Origin of the sequence: Cohnella panacarvi Gsoil 349, from assembly GCF_000515335.1 — a bacterium.
In the GTDB taxonomy this organism is placed as follows: Bacteria; Bacillota; Bacilli; order Paenibacillales; family Paenibacillaceae; genus Cohnella; species Cohnella panacarvi.
The window spans coordinates 3,720,569-3,746,581 of sequence record NZ_KI911563.1 but is presented as its reverse complement, the minus strand read 5'-3'; the positions used below and the strand labels follow the sequence as shown (position 1 = coordinate 3,746,581).

Genomic DNA, 26,013 nt, shown 5'->3' with positions numbered 1-26,013 from the left:
GGCTGATCAAATTCTGAACATCCCCGTTCAGCGGCCGGCGGCCTCTCTTTATTTGCGTTCGTTCCATTGCGTATACCACGTCGTAATCGGTTCGCCGGGCTCGGCGTCGAAATCTTCCCTAAGCATCTCCGCGAGCTTCGCATACTGCTGATGAACCTCGCTATGATTGCCCAGCTTGCCGTATAGCCGCATCAGGCCGAAATAGCTTTCCTCGTTCTCCGGATAGCGCTGCTGCATCTGTTGATAGAGCGTCAGGGCGTCGCTGGATGAGCCGTTCTCTTCCAGCCGGGCAGCGTTCTTAAGCGCATAATCGAGCCACAGCGCGCGAAGCCGTTCCCGTTCTCCGTCCGACCACATGTAGTCCTCGGTCTCGAGATAGTCGCCGCGATAGTTTTGCGTCAATAGACGCGTTACCGCTTTGTCGTCCCCCGCTTCGATCGCGTCGCGGATTGCCTTTTCCCACACGATCACGTCGACTTGGGTGTCGCGCAGCTCGACGCGATAACGGCCTTCCTTGTATTGGAGGTTTAACGGAATGCCCATCGTCTTCATCGATTGCCGGATCTGGTATATCGTCGTGTGCAGGTGCGTAATGGACTTGTCCGGATCGGCATCCGGCCAAATGCGGTCCAGCAGCTCTTCTTTGCTCGGCGTTTTATCGCCCGAATGAATCAAATAGGCGAGCAGCTCGCGAGCCTTCGCGGTGCGCCATGCGACGTCGATCGGATTCCCCTGCGCGTCTTGGAAGCTCAAGTGGTGGAAAAAGCATACGGTCGCAGCCATCATGCCCTGAGGCTCGGGGCGGCCTTCCGCGGGTCTCGACCGCAACCGGCGAATCGTCATCTCGAGCCGCCTCAGCTCGATCGGCTTGAGCAGGTAATCGATTGCCGCCAGCTCGAACGCTTCGATCGCATACTGTTCATAGGCGGTCACGAACACGATCTGCAAATCCGACTGCGCCGCCTGCAAGCGGGCCGCCAGCTCCAAGCCGTTCAGCTCGGGCATCTCGATATCGACGAACGCGACATCCGCATCCAGCTCCTTCTGTCGCTTCAGCGCTTGCCTGGGATCCTGGAAAGCTCCCGCCACCTGCACGTCGAACCGCTGCAGCAGCCGCGTCATGCTCTCCAATGCTAAATACTCATCGTCGACGACAATGGCTCTCATACGTTGTCCTCCTTCATAGCAGGCACCCTGAAGCTTACTTCGGTGCCTTCCCCAACCGTGCTCTTGATCGTCAACCCTGTCCCGAACGCGTTCCGCAGCCGTTGATGGACGTTCACGAGGCCGATGCCTCCGCGGTGCGTTCCGGACAACACCGCGTCGATCTTCTCTTGCGGGAAGCCGACGCCGTTATCGCGTATGGAGATTAAGTAACCGCCCGCTCCCCCCGACACTTCGATATGAAGATGTCCGCCCTCGAATCGGGTGAGAATGCCGTGACGCAGGGCGTTCTCCACGATCGGTTGGATCGTCAGCGGAGGCAAGCTGAAATTCGGATGCTCCGCCAGCATCGTCGTGACGCTCATCCGGCCGCCGAAGCGCGCCTGCTCGATTTGAAGATACGAATGGACGAGCGTCCATTCCTTGCCGAACGAGACGAATCGATCCAAGTTCCGCAGATCGAAGCTGCTTCGCAAATAGCTGCCGAAATCGTTAAGAAGCTCCCGCGTCCGCTCGGGATCGATCTCGCTTAAGCTGGCGATCGTGTTCAGCGTGTTGTATAGAAAATGTGGTTTGATCTGCGCCTGGATCAGCGCCATCTCCATATGCAGCTGATCCCGAATGGACTGCTTCATCCGAAGCAGCGTGCGCGTGCGGGCCCTGAACTCGGAATCGTTGATCGGCTGGATCGCGTAATCGTTCGCTCCCGCGTTATAGCCGACGAGCAGGTCGGCCGGCTGATGGCGCGAAGTGAGGAACAGCACCGGCAAATCGTAGAACGTGTGCCGCTCGCGGATTTTACGGCATAGGTCGTAGCCGGTGAGGCGCGGCAGCATGACGTTCAAGACGACCATATCCCACTCCGCCTCGCGTTCCCAGATCCTTAAGCCTTCCAGTCCGTCCGTAGCGATCGTAACTTCCAAACCTTCTTGGATGAGAATGTGCTCCATGATCTGAAGCGAGACCGGATCGTTCTCCACGATCAGCACGCGCTGTGCCCCCGTCTTGACGCTTTCGTCTTTCTTCGCCGCCTTGCGCATCGTCGTCGCGGCCGCAAGCTTGCCGGCTTCAACGAACGCGTGCGCGTTCGATACGGCGGTTTCCGCGGGATCCGCAAGAGGCAAGGTGAACCCGAGCTCCAGCATGTGCCGCGACGGCCGGTTCGCGACGAAGCGTCCGCCGTGCATTTCCGCCAGCTTGCGGCTGATCGCCAGACCGATATCCGCGTCAACCGCGGATTCCTGGGCGACTTCCGCGCCGAAGCCCGGGTCGCTCCGGCTGGCCGTTACTTGTACGTTAATGGCGTTGTCCCCCGTCTTGCGAGACGCTTTCACCGTCACGGAGCCTTCGGCGCCGGACTTCACGGCGTGATGAAGCAAATTGAACAGCAACTGCATCACGCGCTGGTCGTCCGCCTTCGCATAAGGAAGCCCGGGGCTTGTCTGATTGTCGAAGCGGATGTCTCTTCCGCCCGTCATATAACGCATGACTTCGATCGCGCCGTTAATCGTCATCCGTACGTCCACGGCATGAAGATGAAGCTCGATATTTCCTTCGTTAAGCTTAGTCAAATCCATCATATCGCTTAGCTGTTGCGACATCCGCCTGCCCGTAGCCACCATAAGCTGAAGCCGTTCCGTCTGCGTCTGATCCTTCGGCGTTTTCTCTTCGAGCATCAACTGCGCCAGATTGATCATCGCTTGCAGCGGAGCGCGGATTTCCTGCGACGTATTCGCCAGGAAATCGTCCTTCAGGCGATCTTTCAACTGCAGCTCCTTCGACAGCACTTCCACCCTGTCCATGTTCGTGAAGAACCGTCTGGCGATCAGTATCGCCATGCAGAAGATGAACATCAACCGTTCCGCCGGGAATGCATCGGAGCTTTGCAACATGCCCGAATACACGAACAATTGCATTAAAGACTCAGACAGAATGCTCAACGCCGCGATGAAAATATAGATCGAACCGAATGCCCCCGCGATTCCCGCGCGAACCAGAATGTACAACGCATAGAAAAAGAGCATCGAGACGCCCCCGATCGCCTGCGCCTCGTACCGGGAATATAGCTGCACCTCCGTGACGATCGTAAACAGCGCGATCGCGCCCGCAATCGCGATCAGCGGTTTCGTTACCCGCGGGCGATCGAACCCCGGGAACATGGCGCGGACGAATAGCAATAACGATGAATAGATGCCGAGCGACGAGAGCATTTGCAGCTTCGATTGCCATTCATAGTTAAGCGGCGGGAAGATCAGCAGCAGGAGTCTTTCCCCGTGCGTCCCCCAGAACAGCAAGGAGGACCAGAACACGCAGCTGAAATACAGCAATTCGGGATGTCGTTTACGGAACAGGTACAGCAGCAAGAAATATACGCCGCTAACGATATAGAACCCCATCATCAAGCTGTTTCCGCCGAAAGCCAGCTTGCTCTCGCGTTCGATCGCGGTTTTGCTGCCGAATTGGATATCGTCGAATATGCCGCCTAACGTACCGTAGTGGAAGTTGGCCGTCTGAATCAGCACTTCGAACTGCCCGCCGCTTGGCTCGAAGCTCGCCGTGTAGGGCAGCATGCCTGCCGTCGTCCGGTCGCTGCTCGCCCCCGGCACGCCTTGTTGTCCAAGCCATTTGCCGTCCACGAATAACTTATGTGCCGTGCGGATTCGCTGCACCCTCAGCCCGTAAGGTTCATGAACGTCTTCCTGCTCCGGGAGGCGGACGAGCAGCCGATACGTACCAACGCCAATAGCGGTTGGTTTATCGCCCCCAACCGCATGGTCCCATCCTCCAGGGACGCTAATCACTCGCCTTTGTGACTCGTCCGGCAGCCGCTCGCCCGGTTCTAGCAATACGCCCGGATAGAACGTCCATTCGCCGCGGAGCGCCAAAACATCGTTGAGCGAGCCTTTCCACTGCGTTAGATCGAGCACGCCTGCTTCGGCGCGCGGCGAATCTTTGCCCGTCTCTACCGTCCATATCAGTCGCGCGCCGAATAATAAGAAGAACGCAGCCGCGATCAATCCGAGTTTAAGTTTCATTGCTTTCATTGCCGCACCTATTCTTGCCGACGTTCGTTGACGTCGTCTATGAATAGATATTCGACAAAATACGCCCGTTTTCCTCTACGCTCTAGCGGTCTGCGAGGCCGTCGCAGCATTGAAATTCAGGCATCGCCCGCTCTAGCGGTCTGCGAGGCCGTCGCAGATACAACCGGGAATTCTCCGCAATGGGGCCGAGCGATGCGGGAAAACCCGTAACCGTTCTACCTGCTTGCGCCGCCTCCCCCGGAGGAGCCGCCTCCGCCGCGACCTCCGCCGAATCGTCCGCCTCCGCCTCCGCCCCTGCGTCCGACCATGCTAAGAATAGACCACGTGACCGCGCCGCCGGTGAACTTGAAATCGAGGACGATAAGCAGCACGACGCCGAATCCGAGCAGAACCTTCACGTACGACGGCACGCTTGCGAAGAAACCTGGTTCGCCGCCGGACGGCTGCGGCGTCAGAGGCGCGATGTTCTCGACGCTGCCCGTCGCGTCGATCCCGTACTCCGCGGCAACCTCGACGATTATCGCGCTCTGGGTTTGGGTGAACGCAGCGTCGAGCTGGCCCGCGTCCCGGTTCGGGACGAAATATTGGTCGAGGATCGCCCCCGCTTTACCGTCCGGAATTCGTCCCTCTAACCCATAGCCGACTTCGATCCGCACATGCTTATCCGCAGCGGAATAGAGCAGCAGCACGCCATCGTTGCGCCTGCTGCTGCCCAGGCCGAGCTTGCGGAAGGTGTCTACGGCCAACCGCTCGAGCGTCGTTCCTTCCAACGATGGAACGGTGACGACGCCGACCTGCGCCGAACCGGTCTGATCGCGCAACCATCTCGCGCTGCTGTAAAGCCGATTCTTCGCCTTCGCGGAGATGACTTGCGCTTCGTCGACGACGTAAACGCCGTAACCGGAATCTCCTATCGCCGCCAAGGCTATGCCTGAGAAAGCGACAACGACATGCCCGGCGAACAGAACCGTCAGCAACAGCAACGCGACAATCTTCCGGCCGCCGTCCATTCGAGCTTCCGCCGTCATCAGAAGTTCACTTCAGGCACGGTTTCCGCGCCCGGCTTCGCTTTGAACAGCGCCTTCTTCTCGAATCCGAACATGCCCGCGAAGATCGATGACGGGAATTTGCGTATCCGCGTATTGTACGAGGTTACGGCGTTATTGTAATCTTGGCGCGCGACCGCGATCCGGTTCTCCGTACCCGCTAGTTCATCCATCAACCTCGTAAACTGGGCATCCGCCTTCAGCGTCGGATAGTTCTCGACGATGACGAGCAATCGGGACAACGCGCTCTCCAGCTCGGCGTTCGCGTCCGATACTTGCTCCGGCGTCGTCGCGCCGGCCAGCTTGCTGCGCGCGTCGGCGATCGCCGTGAACACTTCCTTCTCGTGCGCGGCGTAACCTTTGACCGTATTAACCAAGTTCGGAATGACGTCCTCCCTGCGTTGCAACTGCGTATCTATGGACGCGAACGCATTGTCCGCCGCGGTATCCGCGCTGACGAGCTTGTTGTACGAGCTGACCGCCGCCAGGATGATGACGACAACGATCGCCCCGACGATCAGCAACGCCTTCATCGAACCTTTCATCCTTAACTCCCCCTTCGTTCCTTGCAAGCGCACAAGAATTTCCTAGACAACCCTACTGTATGCGGCTCGTCTCGTATCATGCATCAGGCCTTCCCAATCTAGTATTTACCCAAATCTTGCTGCACATAACGAAGTATTCGGAAGCGTTACGCACCAATCCCAATGCACCTTATTCCGCTCAATACCTGCACAGAATACAGCCCAAGTCCGCCATATCCGCCCGTTTGCCCGTTATCTGCTAAATTAACTGTACTCTGTGCAGGTATAGTGAGCTATGGCCGTTTGGTGTCACAGGCGTAACTGTACTCCGTGCAGGCGCAATGATCGGCCAATCGCTTCCCCTAACGCAAACAACCCCAAGCCGCAAGAGCAGCCTGGGGTTGCAACCATCATCGATTAAGCTCTGAAGCGCGGAAGCATAGAGACGGAACCGCGAAAATCCGGCCTTCCGTCGGCCGTCCATTGAAGCTCCGCGACGAACGTGTGCCGGTTCGGATCGTATAGCGGATCTCCCACGATCTCCTTATACGTCCTTGCGTGAAAGACGAACAACGCCTTCGTCCCGTCCTCCGAGACGGTGAAGCTGTTGTGTCCCGGGCCGTACATGCCGATGCTTTCGTCCGTGGTCAGCACGGAAGCCGGCGATTTGCGCCACGATGCGGCGTCGAGCAGGTCGGCGTCGGCGTCGGCTTCGAGCAGCCCTAGGCAGTAGTTGAAATCCGTCGCGCTGGCCGAATAGGAGATGAACACCTTATCGTCTTTGCGCAGAAAAGCGGCACCCTCGTTCACCTTGAAACCGATGGTCTCCCAGTCGTATTCGGGGATCGTCAGCATCATCTGCTTGCCGGTTAACGTCCACGGATTGCTCATGGCCGAGATGTACAGATTGGAGTTGCCAGGGATGTCCGGGTCCTTCTGCGCCCATACGAGGTAACGCGTGCCGCGGTGCTCGAAGGTCGTCGCGTCCAGCGAGAAGCTTTCCCATGCCGCGCGGATTTGCCCTTTCTCTTCCCACTCCCCTTCCAATGGATCGGCGTTCCCGTTCTCCAGGACGAACATGCGATGATCGAACAGCCCTTCGTTCGTCTCCGACGTGTGCGCGGCGGCAAAATAGATATACCATTTGCCGTCGATATGGTGAATTTCGGGCGCCCAAATGTTCGCGCTAAGCAAGCCGGACTCGCGCTTCCTCCAGATGACGACCGGCTTAGCACGAGCCAGCTCTTCTATCGTTCTTGCGCCGCGGATTTCGATTCTGTCGTATTCCGGCACGGAAGCGGCGAAATAATAGAACCCGTCCGTATGCCTGATAATATGCGGATCCGCGCGCTGTTCGATCAACGGCTTAACGCCGTTCATATTCGATTGTTGGACTCCCATCCTGTCACCTGCTTTTTGTTTTTAGCTAGCCCTTATTTACCCCTTAACGCCGCCGACCGTCAGTCCGGATACGAAGTATCTTTGGAAAAAGACGAATACGAGCATGATCGGCACGATCGCAAGCACGGAGCCGGCGATCAGAATATCGTAATTGTTGCCGTATGGCGTCACAAGACTGGACAAGCCGATCGGCAACGTCAGCTTCTCGCCCGAATTGAGCACGATGAGCGGCCATACGAAGCTATTCCAGCTGGCAAGCGCCTGCACGATAATCATCGCGCCGAAGGCCGGCGTCATTAGCGGCACGAAAATTCGGAAGTAAATGCCGTATTCCGAGCAGCCGTCGATTCTTCCCGCATCGAGGAAGTCTTTCGGCAAACCCGCGGCGTACTGCCTGAAGAAAAAGATCGGCAGCGGAGATACGACGAACGGCAGAATGACCCCGCTGAACGTGTCGATCAGGTTAAGCGCGATCATTTGCTTGTAAAGCGGCAGCATGATGATCTCGATCGGAACCATCATGACGAGCAGCACGAAGATGAAGATCAGGTTGCGTCCGAAGAATCGGTACATCGCAAGGCCATAGCCGACCATCGAAGACAGCAGCATGCACAGCACCGTGTAGACAGCCGTAATGACCAAGCTGTTCTTATACCAGGTAATGTACTTCGCGCCGCCCGCCGAGAAAATGAAAGAGTAGTTGTTCCACGAGAGCAAATCCGCCTGCAGCTTGATATTAAGGCCGAACCGGAGAAGCTCCTTCGACGGTTTGAACGAAGCGAGCGCCAGACAATAGAAAGGGAACAAAGCGAGAGCGCCCAGGATAACGAACAAGACGAGGAGAAGTAACGTTTGCGGGCTGAATCTTCTAACGCTCATCGTTAATCCTCCTTCTTGAACAAGCCGAATAAGCGAAGCTGAATGACATTAATGACCATCGTAATCGTCAGCAGCACGACACCGATCGCTGATCCGAGACCTAGCTCGTTCTTCTCGATACCGTGACGATAGAGCAGCCCGATCATCGTCAACCCGATATCGTTAGGCGAACGGTTGCCGCTCCACAGGATGAAGCTTTCGGTGAACATCGCGTACCCGCCGTAAATGCTGATCGTAATGACATAGATCGAGATCGGCTTTAAGAGCGGCAGCGTAATGCGCCAGAACTTCTGCCACGTGTTCGCACCGTCGATGGACGCCGATTCATAGAGCTCGTCGGGAATAGATTGCAGGGCAGACATGAAATACACGATGTTAATGCCCGCATATCGCCAAGTCGCCAGAATAACGAGAACAAGCATGCCCGTCGTGCTGCTAGCCAGCCAGTTAATCGTCTCGAAGCCGAACAGGTGCCGTATCGAGTTCATGACCGAAGCGTCCAGCGATCCGAACACGAGCCGGAACACGATGCCCGCCACGACGACCGACGTCAAAGCCGGTACGAACAGCGCCGACCGGAAAAATCCGCTCCACTTCATCCTCTTGGAATTCAAGAAGACGGCGAGCACGAGCGGCAGCGGAATTAATACGACAATTGTCCAGAACGTATACTTCGAGCTGTTCCACAGCGCCGTGTAGAATGACTCGTCCCATAAATTCTCGTAGTTCGCCCAGCCGATGAAATGCGTCTGACCCGGCAGCACTTCCTGGAAGCTCATGATGAACGTCGACAGCACCGGATAGACGAAAAAGACCGCGAGCGAAAGCACGAACGGAAGCACGAATACGTAGGGCGCGAGCCGCTGGGAATACATCCATTTCATACCGCCGTTTCGCTCCTTTCCTGTCGCGAGCGAGCGATGCCGAAGAGCCCGGTTGCGACCCTTCGGCAAAGTTGCCCGTACGTTTGTTATTTACTTAATGCTGCCCGCAGCGTCGTCCAGGACGGCCTTCGGATCTTTCAGATCGTTCAACGCTTGGAACATCGCTTTCGTCTTGATGACGTCGGATACCGCAGGCGTTCTCTCCTTAATGTTCGTAGGCGCGATTTCGCTCTTCAGGCTGTCTAGGAAAGTGAAGATGCCCGTGCCGAAGTAGTCGGTATATTTGTTCACTTCGTTCATGGCCGGGTCGGTCCAAGCGTCCGTACGGATCGGATCGAAGCCGAGCTGCTTCCAAATTTCGACATTGCCTTCCTTGGACACTTTCGCGAACTCGAGGAATTTTTTGGCCAGATCGGCGTGTTTCGTCTGATTCGTAATCACCGTGCCCGTGCCGCCCATGCCGGATGAGCGCATTTCGCCTTGTTTGAACACGGGCATCGGCTTGATGATGATTTTTCCTTTCAGATCCGGCATGTAGTCCGTAAAGCGCCCCATATACCACATCGGCATCCAGATCGAGGCCGCGCCTCCGCCATTCATAAAGCCGTAGTATTCTTCGGCATGGTGGAAGCCGCCCGGAGCCGCGACGGCGACTTTCTCCTTCACGAGCTTCTGCAAATAGGTCAATACGTCCAAGTTCCCCTGATCGTTCAACGTCACGTTGCCGTCTTTGTCGAGGAAGTCGGAGCCGTGCTGCACGACCATCGGCCAGTACGTCCATTGGTCGGTCGTCTCGACGGTCGTCATCGGTTTGCCGGTTTTCTCGAGCACGAGCTTGCCTGCCGCTTCGAAGTCGTCCCAAGTGACGATCGTATCGGCGTTGACGCCAGCCGCATCAAGAATTTCTTTGTTATAGTAGATGACCTGCGCTCCGACGTGGTAGTCGATGCCGTAATACTTGCCGTCTTTGGCATAGTTGTCCAGGCGGGACATGACGAGTTTGTCTTTAACCGGCTCTACGATATCGTTGAGCGGAACGAATTGCGGATCGCCTTTCAGATAGTTGCCGATCTTGCTGATCTCGATATCCGACAAGTCCGGAGCGCCTTTGCCGGATTGCAATGCCACAAGCAGCTTATTGTGCGCGTCGTCGTATGGGAAGGTCGTGGCTGTCAATTTAATCGGTGTCTCCGGATAAGCCGCGTTCCATTTCTCCGTCATGCTTTCGAAAAACTTCTGATGCAATTCATTGAAGGTCCAGAATTCTAGGTTGGTCGGCGTTCCGGATGCGGCTTTGGACGAATCGGATGCGGATGCATTGCTGTCGTTATTGTTCGAGCTGCAACCTGCTAATACGATGCTGCTGGCGAGCGCCAAGGCAAGCGAGTAATGTAGCGCCTTTTTCATTCGGATATTCCCCCTCAAAGATTTGGTTAATGCGCTTAAATTTTCCTTATTTCAGGGTTGTAAGCGCTTTATAACTGAATTATAATATCAATTAAATATAATTTGTATAATCAATTGGTATTAAAACTAATAATTTTATTGGGAGTGAACGGCGTGAGCAGAAAAACAGCTCTGTATAAACAAATCGGACAGCACATTAGAGAGAAGATCGCTTCCGGCAAGCTGAGGCCTGCCGACCGCATCCCCTCCGAGCAGGAGCTGATGGACGAATACAAGGTGAGCAAGATTACGGTGAAGAACGCCTTGTCCGAGCTCGCGGACGAAGGCCTCGTCATCCGCATCCAGGGCAAAGGGACGTTCGTATCCGCCGAATTGGAGATGGCCGGAGCCTTGTCCGCGCCGGAGCCCGCGAAGGACGCCGTTCCGCTCATTGGCTTCATTATTCCGACAATGAAGACGAGCGTCATCCGGAAGCTTGTCGACTACACGGAGCTTTATTCGAAGGAAGCCGGCTTTCGAATGATCCTGAGCATTACGCGGGAGTCGGCAGCCGAGGAATCCCTTTCGATCCGCGACCTGGCCGATGCCGGCGTCAAAGGCCTCATCGTCTTCCCGACCGAGGACGAGAAATACAACGAATCGCTGCTGCGCCTGTCGCTCGACAAGTTCCCGTTCGTATTCATCGACCGGTACTTGCGCAACATCGAAACGTACTCGATTACTTCGGACAATCATGGCGGGGCGTACGATACCGTATCCTACCTGCTATCCAAGGAACATCGCCACATCGCGCTCATTTCTCCCGAGAACGCAAACACGGCCGTCCAAGATCGGACGACCGGGTTCGAGAAGGCGTATATCGACCAAGAAATCTCGATCGATAAGAGCTTATGGTGCCATGTCCCGCTCGATATTCTTCGCAGCGACAAGGCTCAAGAACATATTACGGAATTCCTGCAGGCGCACGGCTCGATCACCGCCGCATTCACGCTGACGGAGGAAATCGCCCAGTTAACGTCGCGGGCTCTGGCTCGCATCGGCAGAAAATCGGAGGTCGAGCTGTTCTCGTTCGACGACCCCGACATTCCGGGCGTCTCATACGTGCAGCAGGACGAGCAGGAGGTGGCGCGTACCGCCGTGTCCCTGCTGTGCGATCAGATCATGCATAGCTATGCTCCGCAGAACGTCGTCGTGCCGGTTAAGCTTGTATTCAAGTGATCGCACGGAACGATACGATTACTTCCGGTGCATCTTGAACTCGAGGAACAGCTCGTTATAATGGGACAGCATCCGCTTGCCGAGATTATCGTACACCTCTAACTTATCGGTTAACTCGGGCGCCGGATAGAACCGTTCGTCGCCGGAGATGTCCTCCGGCAGCAAAGCGAGCGCCGCGGCGTTAGGAGTCGAATACCCGACGTATTCGGTGTTCCGCGCGGCGATCTCCGGATCCAGCATGAAATTGATGAACTCGTGAGCCCCCTCGATGTTCTTCGCCGTTGTCGGAATGACCATGTTGTCGAACCACACGTTCGAGCCTTCCTCCGGGACGACGTAATCGAGATTTTCGTTCTCCCACATCATCTCCGCCGCGTCCCCGGACCATACGACCCCGGCGGCCGCTTCCTCGTTCGCGAGCAGCATCTTGATCTCGTCGCCGACGATCGCCTTGACGTTCGGCGTCAGCTCGTTCAGCTTCCGCTTCGCCTCCTGCAAGTGCTCCTCGTTCTTATCGTTCAGAGAATAACCGAGACTGTTCAGCCCCATCCCCATCACTTCCCGAGCCCCGTCCACAAGCAAGATATCGTTGTGAAGGGCAGGATCCCACAGTTCGTTCCAACTCGTGAACTCGTGATCCCCGACAAGCTCGCGATTATATACTACGCCGACCGTCCCCCAGAAATATGGAATCGAATACGCGTTGTCGGGATCGAACGACAGATTCATGAAACGCGGGTCGATGTGCTTCAAATTCGGCAGCTTCGCGTGATCGATCGGAAGCAGCAATCTGTCTTCCTTCATTTTGCTGATGGCGTAGTCGGACGGAACGCTAATATCGAACGTCGTGCCTCCCTGCTCGATCTTCGTCATCATCGCCTCGTTGGAATCGAACGTCTGGTAAATGACCGTAATGCCGGTCTGCTCCTCGAATTCCGCGATGAGATCGGGATCGATGTAATCGCCCCAGTTGAAAATCGTCAGCGTATTGCCGCCCGAATAGCCTTCGGATGCGTTCAACCTGTAAGTCGCAAACAGCAGGACAGCCGATAGGACCAGCACCGAAACGAATAGATTTACGAGCTGCTTCATTGCGTCGGCACCCCCAGTCTGGCGCGCTTGCCGCCATTGCGGCGGTTAATGAAGTAGTAGCCGACGACGAGCACGATTGTCACGAGGAAGATAAGCGTCGACAGCGCGTTGATCGACAGCGAGATTCCTTGTCGCGCCCTCGAATAGATCTCGACGGACAGCGTCGTGTAGCCGTTGCCGGTGACGAAGAACGTGACCGCGAAGTCGTCGAGCGAATACGTCAGCGCCATGAAGAAGCCGGCGAATATACCCGGTTTGATGAACGGGATGACGACCTTGGACAGCACGTTCCAATTGTTCGCTCCGAGATCGCGCGCCGCGTCGATTAGCGTCGGGCTCATCTCCTGCAGCTTCGGCAGAATCATCAGCACGACGATCGGCACGCTGAACGCGATATGCGACAGCAGCACCGAGGTAAAGCCGAGCTGTATGCCCGCGATCGTGAACAGGATGAGGAACGACGCCCCGATAATGACGTCGGGACTGACGATCAATACGTTGTTCAACGAGAGCAGCGCATTCTTGCGCCGGTAACGTCTGATCCGGTGTATGGCCAGCGCGCCCGCAATGCCGAAGATCGTCGAGATCGCCGCCGACAGCAGCGCGATCACCAGCGTGTTCAGCACGATGATGAGCAGGCGCGTATCTTGGAACACTTCCTTGTACCAGTCGAGCGTGACTCCTTCGAATCCGTGCATCGTTCCTCCGCTGTTGAAGGAATAGAAGACGAGATAAGCGATCGGCGAATACAGAACGAGGAACACGCACGCGAGATAGAGCTTCGACCAGAGGTTATTGCGACCCATGCAGGGCACCTCTCTTCCCGCTGCCGGTTAAGATCATGATGACGGCCATGGCGATAATCAGGACGACGGCGATCGCCGACCCCATGCCCCAATCCTGCGTAACCAGAAAATGCTGCTCGATCGCCGTGCCGAGCGTAATGACCCGATTGCCCGCGATCAGCCGAGTGATCATAAAGAGCGACAGCGCCGGAATGAACACCGCTTGGCACCCCGCCTTCACGCCTTCCAGCGTCAACGGGAACACGACCTTGCGGAACGTCAGCCACGGCGACGCGCCGAGATCTCTCGAAGCGTAGATCAGCGAAGGATTCAATTCGTCCAGAGCGTTATAAACCGGCAAGATCATGAACGGGATGAAAATATAGACCGATACGAAGACGAAGCTGAAGTCGGTGAACAGGATTTGCTTCGTGCCGATGCCGGCCAGCTCAAGCACCTTGTTCGCGAAACCGTACGTGCCGAATATCCCGATGAACGCGTACGCCTTAAGCAGCAGATTGATCCAGCTCGGTACGATAATGAGCAGCAGCCATAGCGACTTGTGCTTCGTTCGGGTTAGAAAATAAGCGGTCGGATACGCGACCAGCAGAGAGAAAACCGTAATGAGCAGCGCGTACCAGAACGAGTTAAGCGTCATCTGCAAGTATACGGGCGATAGAAATTTCGTATAGTTGTCGAACGTGAACCGACCGTCCACGTCGAATAACGAATAATAAGCGATGAGCACGATCGGCGCGACGACGAACAACACCATCCATGCCAGGTAAGGGACGAGGAACAGATTGCGCGACTTAGTCATGAGCGTTCCCTGCCTCGCCGTAGGTTTCCAGCCGCTTGTCGAACTCCTCTTCCGTCTCGCCGATGCGCATGACGTGTATCGCTTCGGGATCGAATCGCAGTCCGATGTTCTGTCCGACCAATGCCTTGCGCGTCGAATGCACGAGCCATTCGTTGCCGGCGTCGTCGTTGCAGCTGATCTCGTAATGCACGCCGCGGAACAGTTGGCTGCCGACCTTCGCTTGCAGATTGCCTAGCTCGGGCGTCGTAATCTCGAGGTCTTCCGGACGGATGACGATCTCGACCGATTCGTTCGGGTTGAACCCGCGATCGACGCATTCGAACGTCTTGCCCGCGAACCGGACGACGCCGTCTTCGATCATCGTGCCCCCGACGATATTCGATTCGCCGATGAAGTCGGCGACGAAGCGGTTGATCGGCTCGTCATAAATGTCGACCGGCGTACCGCTTTGTTGAATGACGCCTTTGTCCAGAACGAAGATCTCGTCCGACAACGCAAGCGCTTCCTCTTGGTCGTGCGTGACGAAGATGAACGTGATGCCCAGCCTGCGTTGCAGCTCGCGAAGCTCGTATTGCATCTCGGTACGAAGCTTCAGATCGAGCGCGGACAACGGCTCGTCAAGCAGGAGTACCTCCGGCTCGTTAACGATCGCGCGCGCGATCGCGACGCGCTGGCGCTGGCCGCCGGACATCTCGGATATTTCCCGGTTCTCGTAGCCGTTCAAGTTAACGAAGCGCAGCGCTTCCTTCACCTTGGCGTCGATGTCGGATTTTTTCCACTTTTTGACCCGTAGTCCGAATGCTACGTTCTCATATACGTTCAAATGCGGGAACAACGCATAATCTTGGAATACCGTGTTCACCTTACGTTCATGCGCGGGTACGCCGTTGATGACTTTCCCTTGAAAAAAGACGTCCCCTTGCGTCGACTCCGTGAAGCCCGCGATAAGGCGCAGAATGGTTGTCTTACCGCAGCCGGACGGACCCAGCAGCGTGTAAAATTTACCGCGTTCGATCGCGAAACTGACATCGTTCAGCACTTTCGTGCCGTCGTCGTACTGCTTGCTGATCCGATCAAACCGAATGATCGGCTGTTGTTGCTCTAGATGTGACATGACTCGATACGCCTCCGCCTTCTACGACATCCTTACATCGCCATCATTGTATCATGATACCCTCGCATTAAACATTCACTCTGATGAAGCTATTTTGACAGAAATCCGTCCATCTGATATAGTTACTTACATTAAGTAATTAAATAACCATTATGGAGGTTTATCCATGTCTTATATACTGCCCGCGAATACGGTACTTGGCGAAGTGAAGCTGAAAGTGCGTAATCTCGCGAATTTAGTAACGTTCTATACGGACGTCATCGGTCTGCAAGTGTTGAATCGAGATACTCATCAGGCGGAGTTGACGGCGGACGGCAAGAAGGCGCTGCTCGTGTTGGAGGAAATTCCGAACGCGATTACGCTGCCGGAACGATCGACGACGGGGCTGTACCACTTCGCGATTCTCGTGCCGAGCCGCAAGCAGCTCGGGCTGTCGCTCCGCCGGCTGGCGGAATACGGAGTGCGAATCGGGCAAGCCGATCACCTCGTGAGCGAAGCGTTATATCTGTCCGATCCCGAGGGCAACGGCATCGAAATTTACCGCGATCGCCCTAGGTCGGAATGGAAGTGGGAGAACGGCAACGTAGCGATGGCCACCGATCCGCTCGACATCCCGGGCATCCTGCGCGAAGCGGAGGACTCGCCGTGGCAAGGGTTGCCCCCGGAGACGATCATGGGACACATCCATCTGCACGTCGCGGATCTAGAGCAAGCGCGCGCGTTCTACTGCGACCTCCTCGGCTGGGGAATGGCGGCCGACATGTCGCGCGTCATGCGCGCCCTGTTCATCTCCGCCGGCGGCTACCATCACCATATCGGGCTGAACGTATGGGCCGGCATCGGCGCCCCTCGCCCGCCGGCGAACGCGACCGGACTCGATTACTACAAGGTCGTGCTGCCGACGGCGGCGGAATTGGAGGAGCTGGTTGCGCGCGTACGCGAGGCTGGCGTGGAGATCGCGGAGCAGGATGGCGCGTGGGTCGTGGAGGATCCGTTCGGGAATGTGATCAGGTTTCAATAAATGCAAACAACGCCGCGTATCTCCATCGAGACACGCGGCGTTGTTCTATTGTTCATTCCTATTCTTTACTCTTAAGCAGATCCTCCGACGGTCAAGTTAAGCGTGAACTCTTTACTCCAACCGCTTCCGTCAGATACATGAACGATCAAGGTGTTTAATCCTGCGTTAAGATTGCTCCACGTCCCCGACACGGCGTCATAGTCGAGGTTCCCGCTGAACTCGACAGTATAGCCTTGTTCAGCCGTTATCCCTAGAAGTATTTGGGTTTGGCCATACTCGATTTCCGCGTTCAGCTCGTCTGCCCATCCGTAATGCCATTCGATCGGCTCTTGCCCGACCGATGACGTTATTCCCTCGATATGAGACGGCAGCGCGTCCATATAGAAGTCATAAGTCTGATCTATATCGCCAACTGAAAGCCGGACGACAATATGATTAGAACCTACTTTTAGATTTAACGGATAATCTTCAATTCCGGCTCCATACACGCTCCCCGTTACGGTATTCCCGTTGAGCTCTACGAAATCAATCCCCGAGCTTTCATCGTGTTTGGTCAAGCGAAGCGTCACCGCTTCGTTAACATCGATTAACGGAAAGTTGAACGACGTTTGGTTATTGTCCCGTGTAAAGCCAGTAGGGATAAGCTCAGCTTCGTTATAGCTCAAACCCCAGGACAACGATGCATCGCCCAACAATGCAATCGGCTCGGATTCAATCACTTCTCTCGCAAGATGAATCGTATACGTATAATATTGCGTATAAGGTGGATAAATTTCTAATACGATCGTATCCGCGGAATGTGTGAAAGTGAACTCGTCGCTATACGATTCGTCATCGAAAACGCTGATTTCTTCGTATTCGTTCTCGCCATACTCGTTCACGCCGACTATATATTTAGCTTTAATGATCGTTCCTGGCGAATTCAGATCCGTTCTAAACTTCAATCCTGTCGTATCGAACGGTACCGTTAGTTCAATATTGCTCGATGCGGTGTACGATTTCGAAGAAAGCAAAGTCGCCCCGTCGCCATCCCACACCTCGATTTGACCGTCTCTCCAAAAGTTGTACAAATGTTGTTGATAATACTGGTCCTGAGGCTCAAAAACGTCAATATAGAAGCTGTTATGTCCGAAATGCAGATTATGATGCTCATAATAACCGTGCACGTTAGCGGTCAATTCCGTTCCGTCGCTCGCATAAACCCTGGAATGAACTCCGTCGGATCCGGTACCGTATTGAAGTTCAAGAGAGACGGATTCAACTTCTTTGTCCAGATTGCTATAAGGACTCAACCAATAAGAATTGGTCACGTTAGAATAGTATCCGCTGGAGGTGTACAAGCTGTTCTGAGATCTAAGAATAATATTATTCAACACCAAATTATGCGGAGAATGATTCTTAACGACGTAAAGATTGTAGGTTTCTATGTTCCCGGCTTCTGCCGTTACCTCGATCGTGATGAGATTGCTGTCCACGTTGTTTAGAACGAAATCATAGTTATGGGCTTGATCATCGTATTCCACTCCCTCCGTCGAGCCATTCAGCTTGACGGTAACGGATGCGTTCGGAGCAATTCCGAACGAAACGTCGTTTAAGGCAAACTGCTCCGGTTCTCCCTCTACCTTCGGAATGACATAATAGTAATCCGCGCTTGCCACTGCACTGTATAGTACATAGTAGTAGTTACCGACCATAAGATTGTTTATCCCTGCGTTGTTTATAGGGTATGGGCTGACAACAAAGGGATATTCCTTACTACTCTCGCCATCCGCGGAGGTAACAACTATATTGAAACTCACATTGCTACCGTAATAAGGGAAAAGATATTTTCCGTCTGTCGGGAAAATCTGTTCATCGTCTTGATAGACTTCTACGGATTGTCCAATCTCCGGCGCCAATTCGAGTCCGAGATCCAAACTCGGCGGCGTCGTAAGGTTGAGCATGCTTGGATCGTAGGCAACGTTCATTAGATCGTTGATCGTTATCGGCAAGTACGCCCAAGTATCCATATTATATATTTTTGCCGAAGCCAATTGAGGAGGAGCAGGAAGCTCCGCCTCCGCAACGCCCAGATCAATCGTATAGGCATGCGTAAACTTACCTGACGGCGAGGTTATGGAGATCGGGATCGTCATCTCTCCAGAGAACTCGGCCAACCGATATTTGGGCTCGACGAACGGTTCGAACGTCTTTCCGTTTATCTCCACTCTGGTAAACGGAGCGTTGGAATTGAATTGAGGCAATACATAGATATCCTGGTGCAACAATTCCTCCGGCACATTAAAACTGCCGTTTCCGGATTCGTCGATATCGATATTTCCAAAATTGACGTATTCGTCGTCCGACATGGAGAACAAGGCAACGTTATACAGATCGGGGTCCGAATCCGGCATAAATAGGATCGTATACGCCCATTTCATTCCTTCCGACGAAAGCGCCGCAATAACCTGGTAACCGAACCTTTCAGCATTAACACTGTAGTACCCGTTATGGGGCTGAAGAACTTCGAGAGTGTCTCCATAAGAAGATAGTAACATCGCGTCAAGCTGTACGCCTTCAGGAAGCGAATGCGGCTTGAATTGAATGTCTTCTCCGTACTCGCCTATTTCAACGAACAAGGAAGTCGGATCGAAGTAGGCTTCACCCGAAACCTCAGCGTTAGCCGTTATGACGCTGAACCCTTCGAAAGGTTCCGGCACGCCGTCGCCGACCCGGAAATGCAGTTCGTACTCGGTTCTCTCCCCGTCTCCGCCGCCCACGGAAACAATGAAATCATACCAACCTTCGACTAATTTTCCCGTCTCGTCTTCTACGGGCAATTGCGCGAGACCGTTCTCCAGCCGCACCCGTTCACCGTCTACGAGCTGATAGACGTCGTTCATTAAATAGATTCCGTACGGATGAATCGTAAATTCGTATGCATCCAAATCCGTGTTGACATGAGCTACGTACTCATTGTTCCCGATCGGCAATGCGGATAGGTATCCCTCACCTCCGTATCCAATACCGATGCCGTGGAACTCATACGGATAGTGCACGTATACAAGCCAATCCGTGAACATTCCGTCCTCTGCTGAAATCCGATATACGACAGGTCCATAGAAGGACTGGAGCTCCCCGCTGGCTCGTTCGTCCCAATCGTTTTCACCAATCCGGGTATAGGCTTTGGCGCCGGGAGACAATTCGAAGGTCGCGATTAAATCGTGCAGACTGGATTCTTCGTGAACTTCAATGTCTACGATACGGTCAGCGGCGTTGATGATCGCGGGCCTGGATTGAGACTCTCCAACGTCGAAAGAAAGGATGGCCGTTGTACTGGCCGACGCTTCCCTTGTTACGTTAAGCGTATACGTCTGCGGCAAGCCGGAAGAGATCACTCCAAGCATACTCATGTCTGAGATGGAGGCGGCCAAGACTGCATGGGTAACCGTAACGGTAATCGTGTTAGAACCTGGTCTTAGCGGAACCATAAACGTACCGTTCTCAACCGCATATACAGATTCCCCGTTGTTAGAGACGAATACGTTAACTCCGGAAGGTTGACCGAAGTTCAGCGGAAGCAACGTCGTGTCGTTCGCGACCGAGAACGTATATACGCCTTGATCAGGCCGGAATCCCTTGATTCCGGCGACCGTGCCCGTGAGCAGGCTCGCCTGTCTGTCTACGACAACGGTGTAGCTTTTGGTCGTTCCGTTCTGAGCCGTAACGATGATCGGAATCGTCGTGGTCGTCCCTTCGGACGTGCCCGATGAAGCTAACGTTACCGAAGCTCCGGTACCCGCTCCGACAGCTTGACCGTTGACTTTAACCTTCGCGTTCGGCTGCTCAACGGCAGGTTTAACGACGACGGATCCGGTCGTATTGGCAACGCCGACCGTGTACGTATTCTTCGATTGTTCGAATACGATCAGGTTCTGGGACGATCCTGTCTCGCTGACGGTTAACCCGCTCAAGTTCGCATTGCTCGACAACGATGTCCCGCCGCCGGGCGATCCTGAAGACGGGCTCGGCGTTGGCGACGGAGACGGCGAAACGCCGCTCTGCCCGGACTTAATCTCGTTCTGGCGCTGAGTCTCGTCCGACTTAAACCGCGCTTTCTCCGCATCGCTCAACTGTTTCTCGTAGGCTTCTTTCGCTTTCTTCTTCGCGTTCTCCGCGGCTTCCTCGTTCGCTTTCTGCTGGGCTTTGCGCGCTTCTTCAACCTTGCGCAGCGTCTCCTCCAGCTTCTTGCGCTCCGCTTCTTCCTGGACTTTACGTTCAGCCGTGCGCTTGGCGACTTCCTCTTCCTTCTTGCGTTGGGCTTCCTGCTTGGCCTTCTCGGCCTCGGTCAGCTGCAGGCTGCGCTTGGTCAAATCCACTTTGTACCCGGATTGATTGCCGGCTTCTTCGATGAGTTGATTCATGCGCTCTTGGGTGATGAGCCCCGTCTGCACCGCTTGCGTGGCGAGAGCGCCCAACAGATTCTGCGTATTGTTCTTGAAGCGCTCGAGGTCCGCGCTCGAGCCGCCGATTTCCTCAGGCATTTCGCCGTTCTCGTAGCGCTGAACATACTGCTCGTTCTCAGCGGTTATGTCCGCGGCGCCTTGGATGATCGCCTTAACGATCTCGGCATTCCCTTGCTTCATTAACGCCTCGAGATCGGCGGGAGCGATCGTAATATCCGAGTCGTCGGTTCCGTCATTCGTAATGAGAGCGTTCTGCGTCGGATACACGCTCTGTGCCTGGCCGCTTCCGGCAGTCGGCGTCGTCTGCACGACGCCCGCGGCGACCATCAGATTCGTTGCCCCCGTATTCGGGTTAACCGTCACGAGCAGGTGCGTGCCGCGGACGCCCATGACGGCGGTCGGCGTCTCCAGCGTGAACTGGTCTTCCTTGTTCGTGATCGATTTGACGTCGACCCATGCGGATCCGCTCCACATGCTGACTTTGGTCGTCGTCCCTTTCTTGTTCGACAGCTTGGAGAACGTCAACTTCGTGTTCGAGGCGACGGTCATCTTGTCGTCCTCGCTCGTACCGTTGGCGAACTGGAGCACGGCCGATCCGCCCGAGCCCACGGCCATGACGTCCCCTTCGTTCAAGCTCATCTTGGCGAATGCCGTGAACTCTTTGGAGCCGCCGGCCTTCTTCACTTTCACGGAGCCTTTGAGCTCCTTGATGACGGCGACCCTTGTCGACGCCGCGGCCGCCTCCGTCGAGAACGAACCGAGCAGCGGCACGGCAACCACCAAGATCGCGAGCCACACCACCAGAATTTTGCGTTTCATATATAACCTCCTAATTTGTAAAGAAGCGCTATGCCTCAAGTCGTATGCTGGGGAATCCGCCCATCGGATGAAAATATGCCCACTACCCTATCATTTTACAGGAAAGTCGTACTATATTTCGATACAAAAATGTGAAAATTGACAATTAGCGCCGAATATTTAGATACAATTTAAAAAAAGCGCGCAAAGCTGTTTCCAGCTCGCACGCTTATTTGTAATATAATCCCTATTTCTTTCCTTTAATCGGTTCGATAGACGGTACCGCATGTCCGTAACGAGGGTAAGTCGATTCTCCCTTAGGCGCAGCCCAGAGAACGGCATTCGAGATGACGCGGCGCACTTTGTCGTTGTAGTACGTCGGGAACGTCTCGTGGCCCGGCCGGAAGTAGAATATACGTCCGAGTCCGCGCGTATAGCAGCAGCCGCTCCGGAACACTTCCCCGCCCTCGAACCAACTGACCATGACGAGCTCGTCCGGTTCCGGGATATCGAAATGCTCGCCGTACATTTCCTCTTCCGGCAGCTCGATATACTCTCCGATTCCTTCGGCGATCGGATGACCCGGCTTGACGACCCAGATCCGTTCCTTCTCGTCGGCTTCGCGCCACTTCAGGTCGCAGGACGTGCCCATGAGCTTTTTGAATATTTTCGAAAAATGTCCGGAGTGAAGCACGATAAGCCCCATTCCCTTAAGTACCCGCTCATATACCCGTTCAACGATTTCGTCGCTTACGTCGCCATGCGCGAGATGGCCCCACCATGTCAACACGTCGGTCTCGTTCAGCACTTCTTCCGTCAATCCATGCTCCGGATCGTCAAGCAACGCGAACTTGATCTCGAATCGATCGGTTCCGAGCCCTTCGGCGATCGCGGCATGCATGCCGGCGGGGTAAATGCTTGCGACTTTCTCGTTCTGCTTCTCGTGACGAAACTCGTTCCATATCGTGACTTTGATTTTATGGTTGCTCATTGCGCGACAACTCCCTCGTTATCCAGATCGTTTACTTTCATTAGTATAGTCAAAAGCATTCTCCTCCAACAATAGCCGTACGCGCACTTTTATTACGCTTTTCTGCTATTTTGTTCGGTTTTATGACGATTGATTTCGATATTTTAATACGCTATTCTGTTATATAGCAAGCACACTCAGCCGAGGAGCCGAGCGTATGTATCCGGAATTGCGCAACGAGCACGTCATCTATCAGAACCCGTTCCTGGCGATACGAATATGGCAGATCGACGGGGAAATCCGCCACCGGGTGACCGAAGAAACGAAACGGCAATCGGAGCTGGAATGGCGGCTGAAACGTTACGTCAAATGGCATTATCATAAAGAAGTCGAGTTCCTGCTCGTGCTGCGGGGAGAGCTTACCGTATTCTGCCCGGACGAACAACTCGTCCTGAAGGAAGGGGATATTGGGCTGTTCGGGTCGAACGAGCCCCACCATTCTTTGCAGACGGACGCGGAACTCCGCTACCTCGTTTTCCAGATCGACCTGCATCAATATTGGGATCAAAGCACGCTCGGCAGCATGCGCCACTTCGCCGAGGTGATCCGCCCGCTCAGCGCCTTGAATTATATTTACCAGAACGATTCGGAAGTACGCGAGAAAACCGCCGCTTTAATCCGAAACATTCATCAAGAGATGAACGACAAGCGGATCGGGTACGAGCTGGCCGTCTCTTCTCAGATCAAGAACATCTTGCTGCTGCTCCTGCGCAACGACACCGAATGCAAGCTGCATTACAGCGATAGCGGTCTACTCGACCGGATGCAGCCCGCCCTCGACTACGTCGACAAGCATCTTGGGGAGAAGCTGACGGTCGAGACGCTGAGCCGGAAGATGAACATGAGCTACACGTATTTCATTAAACAATTCAAAGCGGCCGTCGGCATGCCGTTCACCGATTACGTGACGTACAAAAGAATCAAAAAAGCGGAGCAGCAACTGTTGACCGGCAGCGCGAGCATTGCGGAAATCGCCGAATCCGTCGGCATGACGAATCTCGGACACTTCTACGACATGTTCCGCCGCATCAACCATTGCACGCCCAGACAATTCAAAGACCGTCTCGATCCTGGCTGAGCGCCGGGTCGGACGGTCTTCGTCGTCAAGTCATTATTTACCATGCGGAAAGCCGTAACCTTTGCCTCGTTGCCTCCGTCAAATACAACATCATCCCAAGAGAGCTACAATACTCTGCGAGCCGTGACGTAAGCTTTATTCCAGTAGCTCGTGTTGATGTTGGACAGCGTTACGCCCTTGCTGCTGCTCGCGTGAAGCATGTTGCCGTTGCCGGCGTAGATGCCTACGTGGCTAATGCCTGCTCCGCCGGTGCGGAAGAAGATCAGGTCGCCTACGCTCAGATAAGCTCGATCGACCTTCTCTCCCATATAAGCTTGGGCGGAAGACGTACGCGGCAACCAGACGCCCATCGCGCCGAAAATGTGCTGCGTGTACGAGGAACAATCGAACGTCGAAGTCGTCCCTGGCGCGGAACCGTATAAGTAAGGCGTGCCTATATAGTTTTTGCCGATGGATACAAGAGATAAGGAAACTTGAGTTGCCGCGCTCGCCTTCTCTGCCGTGCCGAACGCGACCGAAGCGAAGCCTGCAACGGCGATGAGTCCCGTTAATAGTGCTCTTGCTGCGAATTTCTTCATGGATGGGCTGCCTCCCGATCGATATCGTCATTATTGTCTTATTCGTCTGAGATGAATATACCACAGGCAACTCCCCCCAATTGTTACCAAGGTGAACCTCGCGCTCCGCCTCCCAAAGCATTGATGCGCTTTCTTAGAATCGTATTAGAAGTTTCTCATAGGCCATCCCGTCGAAAATAGCAACATAACGCATCATTATGCCAATTGCGAGCATCCATTCCGCCTGAAGCCTATGGTAATCTCTGGTTGAGACGATCCATAAAGGAAGGCGATTATAGATGCGCAAGTCCTCTTACTTATCCGTCAGCACTTGGAGCCTGCACCGGCTGCTCGGCCCGCTGCGCTGGACGGCTTGGAATGCCGCGACCGGCGAGCATGATACGCATATCGAAGACCAGCCGCAAATACACTCCCTGCTGGAATTGCCCGCGGAAGCCGCGCGGCGAGGCTATCAAGCGATCGAAGTGTGCCATTTTCATTTGCCTCGGACGGGTGCCGCTTACTTGGCGGAACTTCGCGCGGCATTCGATGCGGCTGGCGTACGCTTCGACACGATGTTGCTCGACTACGGCGACCCAACGTCCGCAGATGAACGGCGACGGGACGCCGATGCCGCGTTCGTTCGCCGCTGGATCGACATCGCCGCTCAAGCGGGAGCCAAGCAAATCCGCGTCGTCGCGGGCGAAGCGCCGCCGACGGACGACGCTGCGATCGCGCAATCGGCTCGGACGCTCGCCGAGTTGTCCGCTTACGCTTCCGCACTGGACGTGCGGGTCATTACCGAGAACTTCAAGTCGCTGACTTCGACCGCCGACAGCTGCTTGCGCCTGCTCGAACAAGCGGGCGATTCGGTCGGCATGGTGACCGACTTCGGCAACTTCGCCGGCCCCGCCAAATACGACGAGATCGCCGCCATCGCGCCGCGAAGCGTCTCCGTGCACGCTAAAGCGGCGTATAATGAGTCAGGCTTGCCGGACGTCCCCGAATTCGTCCGTTGCTTGGAAGCCGCCAAGACTGCCGCATTCGCAGGTGCTTATGTGCTTATTTACGACGGCCCCGGCGACATGTGGGAAGGGCTGGAACGCATTAAGCGCATCGTGCTGCCTTATGTCGCCGCAGAGGCCATATAAAGCTACGTCTGACTCGCGACTGCATAGAGTACAGTTAGTTAAAGCCAAATCGCACACTTCAACTCATTACTTGCACCGAATACATCTGATTAACAGACAAACCACCCACCCCCCCGCTCCAAGGTACTATAACTGTACTTCTGGAACTAGAATATAAAGTGGACACCCGTTAAGTGTAACTAGATAATTACATTAACGAGAAGAGGTGTCCTGTATGGAAAAGCAAACACGTAATCGATACACAGAGGAGTTCAAAAAGAGAACTGTAAAGTACATTTTGGAGCAATCCAAGACAATGCCGGAGATAGCCGGTGAATTGGATATCTCAGCTGGCGTATTGCACGGTTGGAAGCAAAAATACCGTACTGAGATCCAAGCTGAGATGCAGACAGAGATCCAAGCCTCACCAGATAAAGTCCGTCAATTGGAGCAACAGTTGCGAGAGATGGAGTTGGCTAAACAAAAGCAAGAAGCCTTGAATGCTGACCTGCAAGAGGAGCTTGCTATTTTAAAAAAGGCTCTGCACATCTTCGGGAAAGAAAGGAACTAAGGTTC

20 protein-coding genes are annotated in these 26,013 nt (G+C 54.7%); 5 read left to right on the top strand and 15 right to left on the bottom strand.

Translation table 11 applies throughout. From position 1 onward, the window contains the following. Nucleotides 1-48: 48 nt before the first annotated feature. The 8 genes from COHPA_RS0118040 to COHPA_RS0118005 form a co-directional block, all read right to left on the bottom strand. A complete protein-coding gene (locus COHPA_RS0118040) occupies nt 49-1,167 on the bottom strand; it encodes a response regulator (RefSeq protein ID WP_027087550.1) in 1,119 nt (372 codons plus the stop codon). Next, a complete protein-coding gene (locus tag COHPA_RS0118035; RefSeq protein WP_027087549.1) occupies nt 1,164-4,208 on the bottom strand; it encodes a histidine kinase in 3,045 nt (1,014 codons plus the stop codon). The genes COHPA_RS0118040 and COHPA_RS0118035 overlap by 4 nt, the downstream gene beginning before the upstream one ends. Nucleotides 4,209-4,423: 215 nt before the next feature. Beyond that, nucleotides 4,424-5,236, bottom strand: a complete 813-nt coding sequence (locus COHPA_RS0118030; RefSeq protein WP_027087548.1) for a TPM domain-containing protein — start codon at nt 5,234-5,236, stop codon at nt 4,424-4,426. Next, nucleotides 5,236-5,799: a LemA family protein gene (locus COHPA_RS0118025; RefSeq protein ID WP_027087547.1), complete on the bottom strand. Its 564-nt coding sequence runs from the start codon at nt 5,797-5,799 to the stop codon at nt 5,236-5,238. Before COHPA_RS0118025 ends, COHPA_RS0118030 begins: the two co-directional genes overlap by 1 nt. A 396-nt stretch (nt 5,800-6,195) precedes the next feature. Beyond that, the gene (locus COHPA_RS0118020; protein ID WP_027087546.1) at nt 6,196-7,179 is read right to left on the bottom strand and encodes a glycoside hydrolase family 43 protein; all 984 of its coding nucleotides are present in this window, start codon (nt 7,177-7,179) and stop codon (nt 6,196-6,198) included. A 36-nt stretch (nt 7,180-7,215) separates the two neighbouring features. Next, nucleotides 7,216-8,058, bottom strand: a complete 843-nt coding sequence (locus COHPA_RS0118015) for a carbohydrate ABC transporter permease (protein ID WP_027087545.1) — start codon at nt 8,056-8,058, stop codon at nt 7,216-7,218. A 2-nt stretch (nt 8,059-8,060) separates the two neighbouring features. After that, on the bottom strand, nt 8,061-8,942 hold the full coding sequence (locus COHPA_RS0118010) for a carbohydrate ABC transporter permease (protein WP_027087544.1): 882 nt from the start codon (nt 8,940-8,942) through the stop codon (nt 8,061-8,063). A 90-nt stretch (nt 8,943-9,032) separates the two neighbouring features. Then, nucleotides 9,033-10,349: an ABC transporter substrate-binding protein gene (locus COHPA_RS0118005; protein ID WP_027087543.1), complete on the bottom strand. Its 1,317-nt coding sequence runs from the start codon at nt 10,347-10,349 to the stop codon at nt 9,033-9,035. Between the two features lie 153 nt (nt 10,350-10,502). On the opposite strand from COHPA_RS0118005, the gene COHPA_RS0118000 reads away from it, so the two are divergent. Then, nucleotides 10,503-11,567 carry a GntR family transcriptional regulator gene (locus COHPA_RS0118000; RefSeq protein WP_027087542.1) on the top strand — a complete coding sequence of 355 codons (1,065 nt, stop codon included), beginning with the start codon at nt 10,503-10,505 and terminating at the stop codon, nt 11,565-11,567. A gap of 18 nt (nt 11,568-11,585) precedes the next feature. Here the strand turns inward: COHPA_RS0118000 and COHPA_RS0117995 are convergent, their stop codons facing one another. The 4 genes from COHPA_RS0117995 to COHPA_RS0117980 are packed head-to-tail and all read right to left on the bottom strand — an operon-like array spanning nt 11,586 to nt 15,378. Next, nucleotides 11,586-12,659: an ABC transporter substrate-binding protein gene (locus COHPA_RS0117995; RefSeq protein WP_027087541.1), complete on the bottom strand. Its 1,074-nt coding sequence runs from the start codon at nt 12,657-12,659 to the stop codon at nt 11,586-11,588. Next, nucleotides 12,656-13,465 (bottom strand): ABC transporter permease, encoded by an 810-nt coding sequence (locus COHPA_RS0117990; RefSeq protein ID WP_027087540.1) that lies wholly within the window; start codon nt 13,463-13,465, stop codon nt 12,656-12,658. Before COHPA_RS0117990 ends, COHPA_RS0117995 begins: the two co-directional genes overlap by 4 nt. Further along, nucleotides 13,452-14,264: an ABC transporter permease gene (locus tag COHPA_RS0117985; protein WP_027087539.1), complete on the bottom strand. Its 813-nt coding sequence runs from the start codon at nt 14,262-14,264 to the stop codon at nt 13,452-13,454. Before COHPA_RS0117985 ends, COHPA_RS0117990 begins: the two co-directional genes overlap by 14 nt. Beyond that, nucleotides 14,257-15,378: an ABC transporter ATP-binding protein gene (locus COHPA_RS0117980; protein WP_027087538.1), complete on the bottom strand. Its 1,122-nt coding sequence runs from the start codon at nt 15,376-15,378 to the stop codon at nt 14,257-14,259. Before COHPA_RS0117980 ends, COHPA_RS0117985 begins: the two co-directional genes overlap by 8 nt. A gap of 166 nt (nt 15,379-15,544) precedes the next feature. Between COHPA_RS0117980 and COHPA_RS0117975 the strand changes: the two genes are divergently transcribed. After that, a complete protein-coding gene (locus COHPA_RS0117975; RefSeq protein ID WP_027087537.1) occupies nt 15,545-16,399 on the top strand; it encodes a VOC family protein in 855 nt (284 codons plus the stop codon). A 71-nt stretch (nt 16,400-16,470) separates the two neighbouring features. Here COHPA_RS0117975 and COHPA_RS0117970 read toward each other — a convergent pair whose 3' ends face one another. Then, nucleotides 16,471-21,663, bottom strand: coding sequence for a cadherin-like beta sandwich domain-containing protein (locus tag COHPA_RS0117970; RefSeq protein WP_027087536.1), 5,193 nt, complete (start codon nt 21,661-21,663; stop codon nt 16,471-16,473). A 226-nt stretch (nt 21,664-21,889) separates the two neighbouring features. After that, the gene (locus COHPA_RS0117965; protein ID WP_027087535.1) at nt 21,890-22,633 is read right to left on the bottom strand and encodes a ThuA domain-containing protein; all 744 of its coding nucleotides are present in this window, start codon (nt 22,631-22,633) and stop codon (nt 21,890-21,892) included. A 196-nt stretch (nt 22,634-22,829) separates the two neighbouring features. Here COHPA_RS0117965 and COHPA_RS0117960 point away from each other — a divergent pair, with 196 nt between their 5' ends. Then, nucleotides 22,830-23,750 carry a helix-turn-helix domain-containing protein gene (locus COHPA_RS0117960; RefSeq protein WP_027087534.1) on the top strand — a complete coding sequence of 307 codons (921 nt, stop codon included), beginning with the start codon at nt 22,830-22,832 and terminating at the stop codon, nt 23,748-23,750. A gap of 104 nt (nt 23,751-23,854) precedes the next feature. Here COHPA_RS0117960 and COHPA_RS0117955 read toward each other — a convergent pair whose 3' ends face one another. Then, complete coding sequence (locus COHPA_RS0117955; RefSeq protein ID WP_027087533.1) at nt 23,855-24,328, bottom strand: C40 family peptidase; 474 nt, start codon at nt 24,326-24,328, stop codon at nt 23,855-23,857. 278 nt (nt 24,329-24,606) lie between these two features. Here COHPA_RS0117955 and COHPA_RS0117950 point away from each other — a divergent pair, with 278 nt between their 5' ends. Continuing rightward, the gene (locus COHPA_RS0117950) at nt 24,607-25,458 is read left to right on the top strand and encodes a sugar phosphate isomerase/epimerase family protein (RefSeq protein ID WP_027087532.1); all 852 of its coding nucleotides are present in this window, start codon (nt 24,607-24,609) and stop codon (nt 25,456-25,458) included. 214 nt (nt 25,459-25,672) lie between these two features. Continuing rightward, the gene (locus COHPA_RS0117945) at nt 25,673-26,008 is read left to right on the top strand and encodes a transposase (protein ID WP_027085160.1); all 336 of its coding nucleotides are present in this window, start codon (nt 25,673-25,675) and stop codon (nt 26,006-26,008) included. The last annotated feature ends 5 nt before the right edge of the window (nt 26,009-26,013 follow it).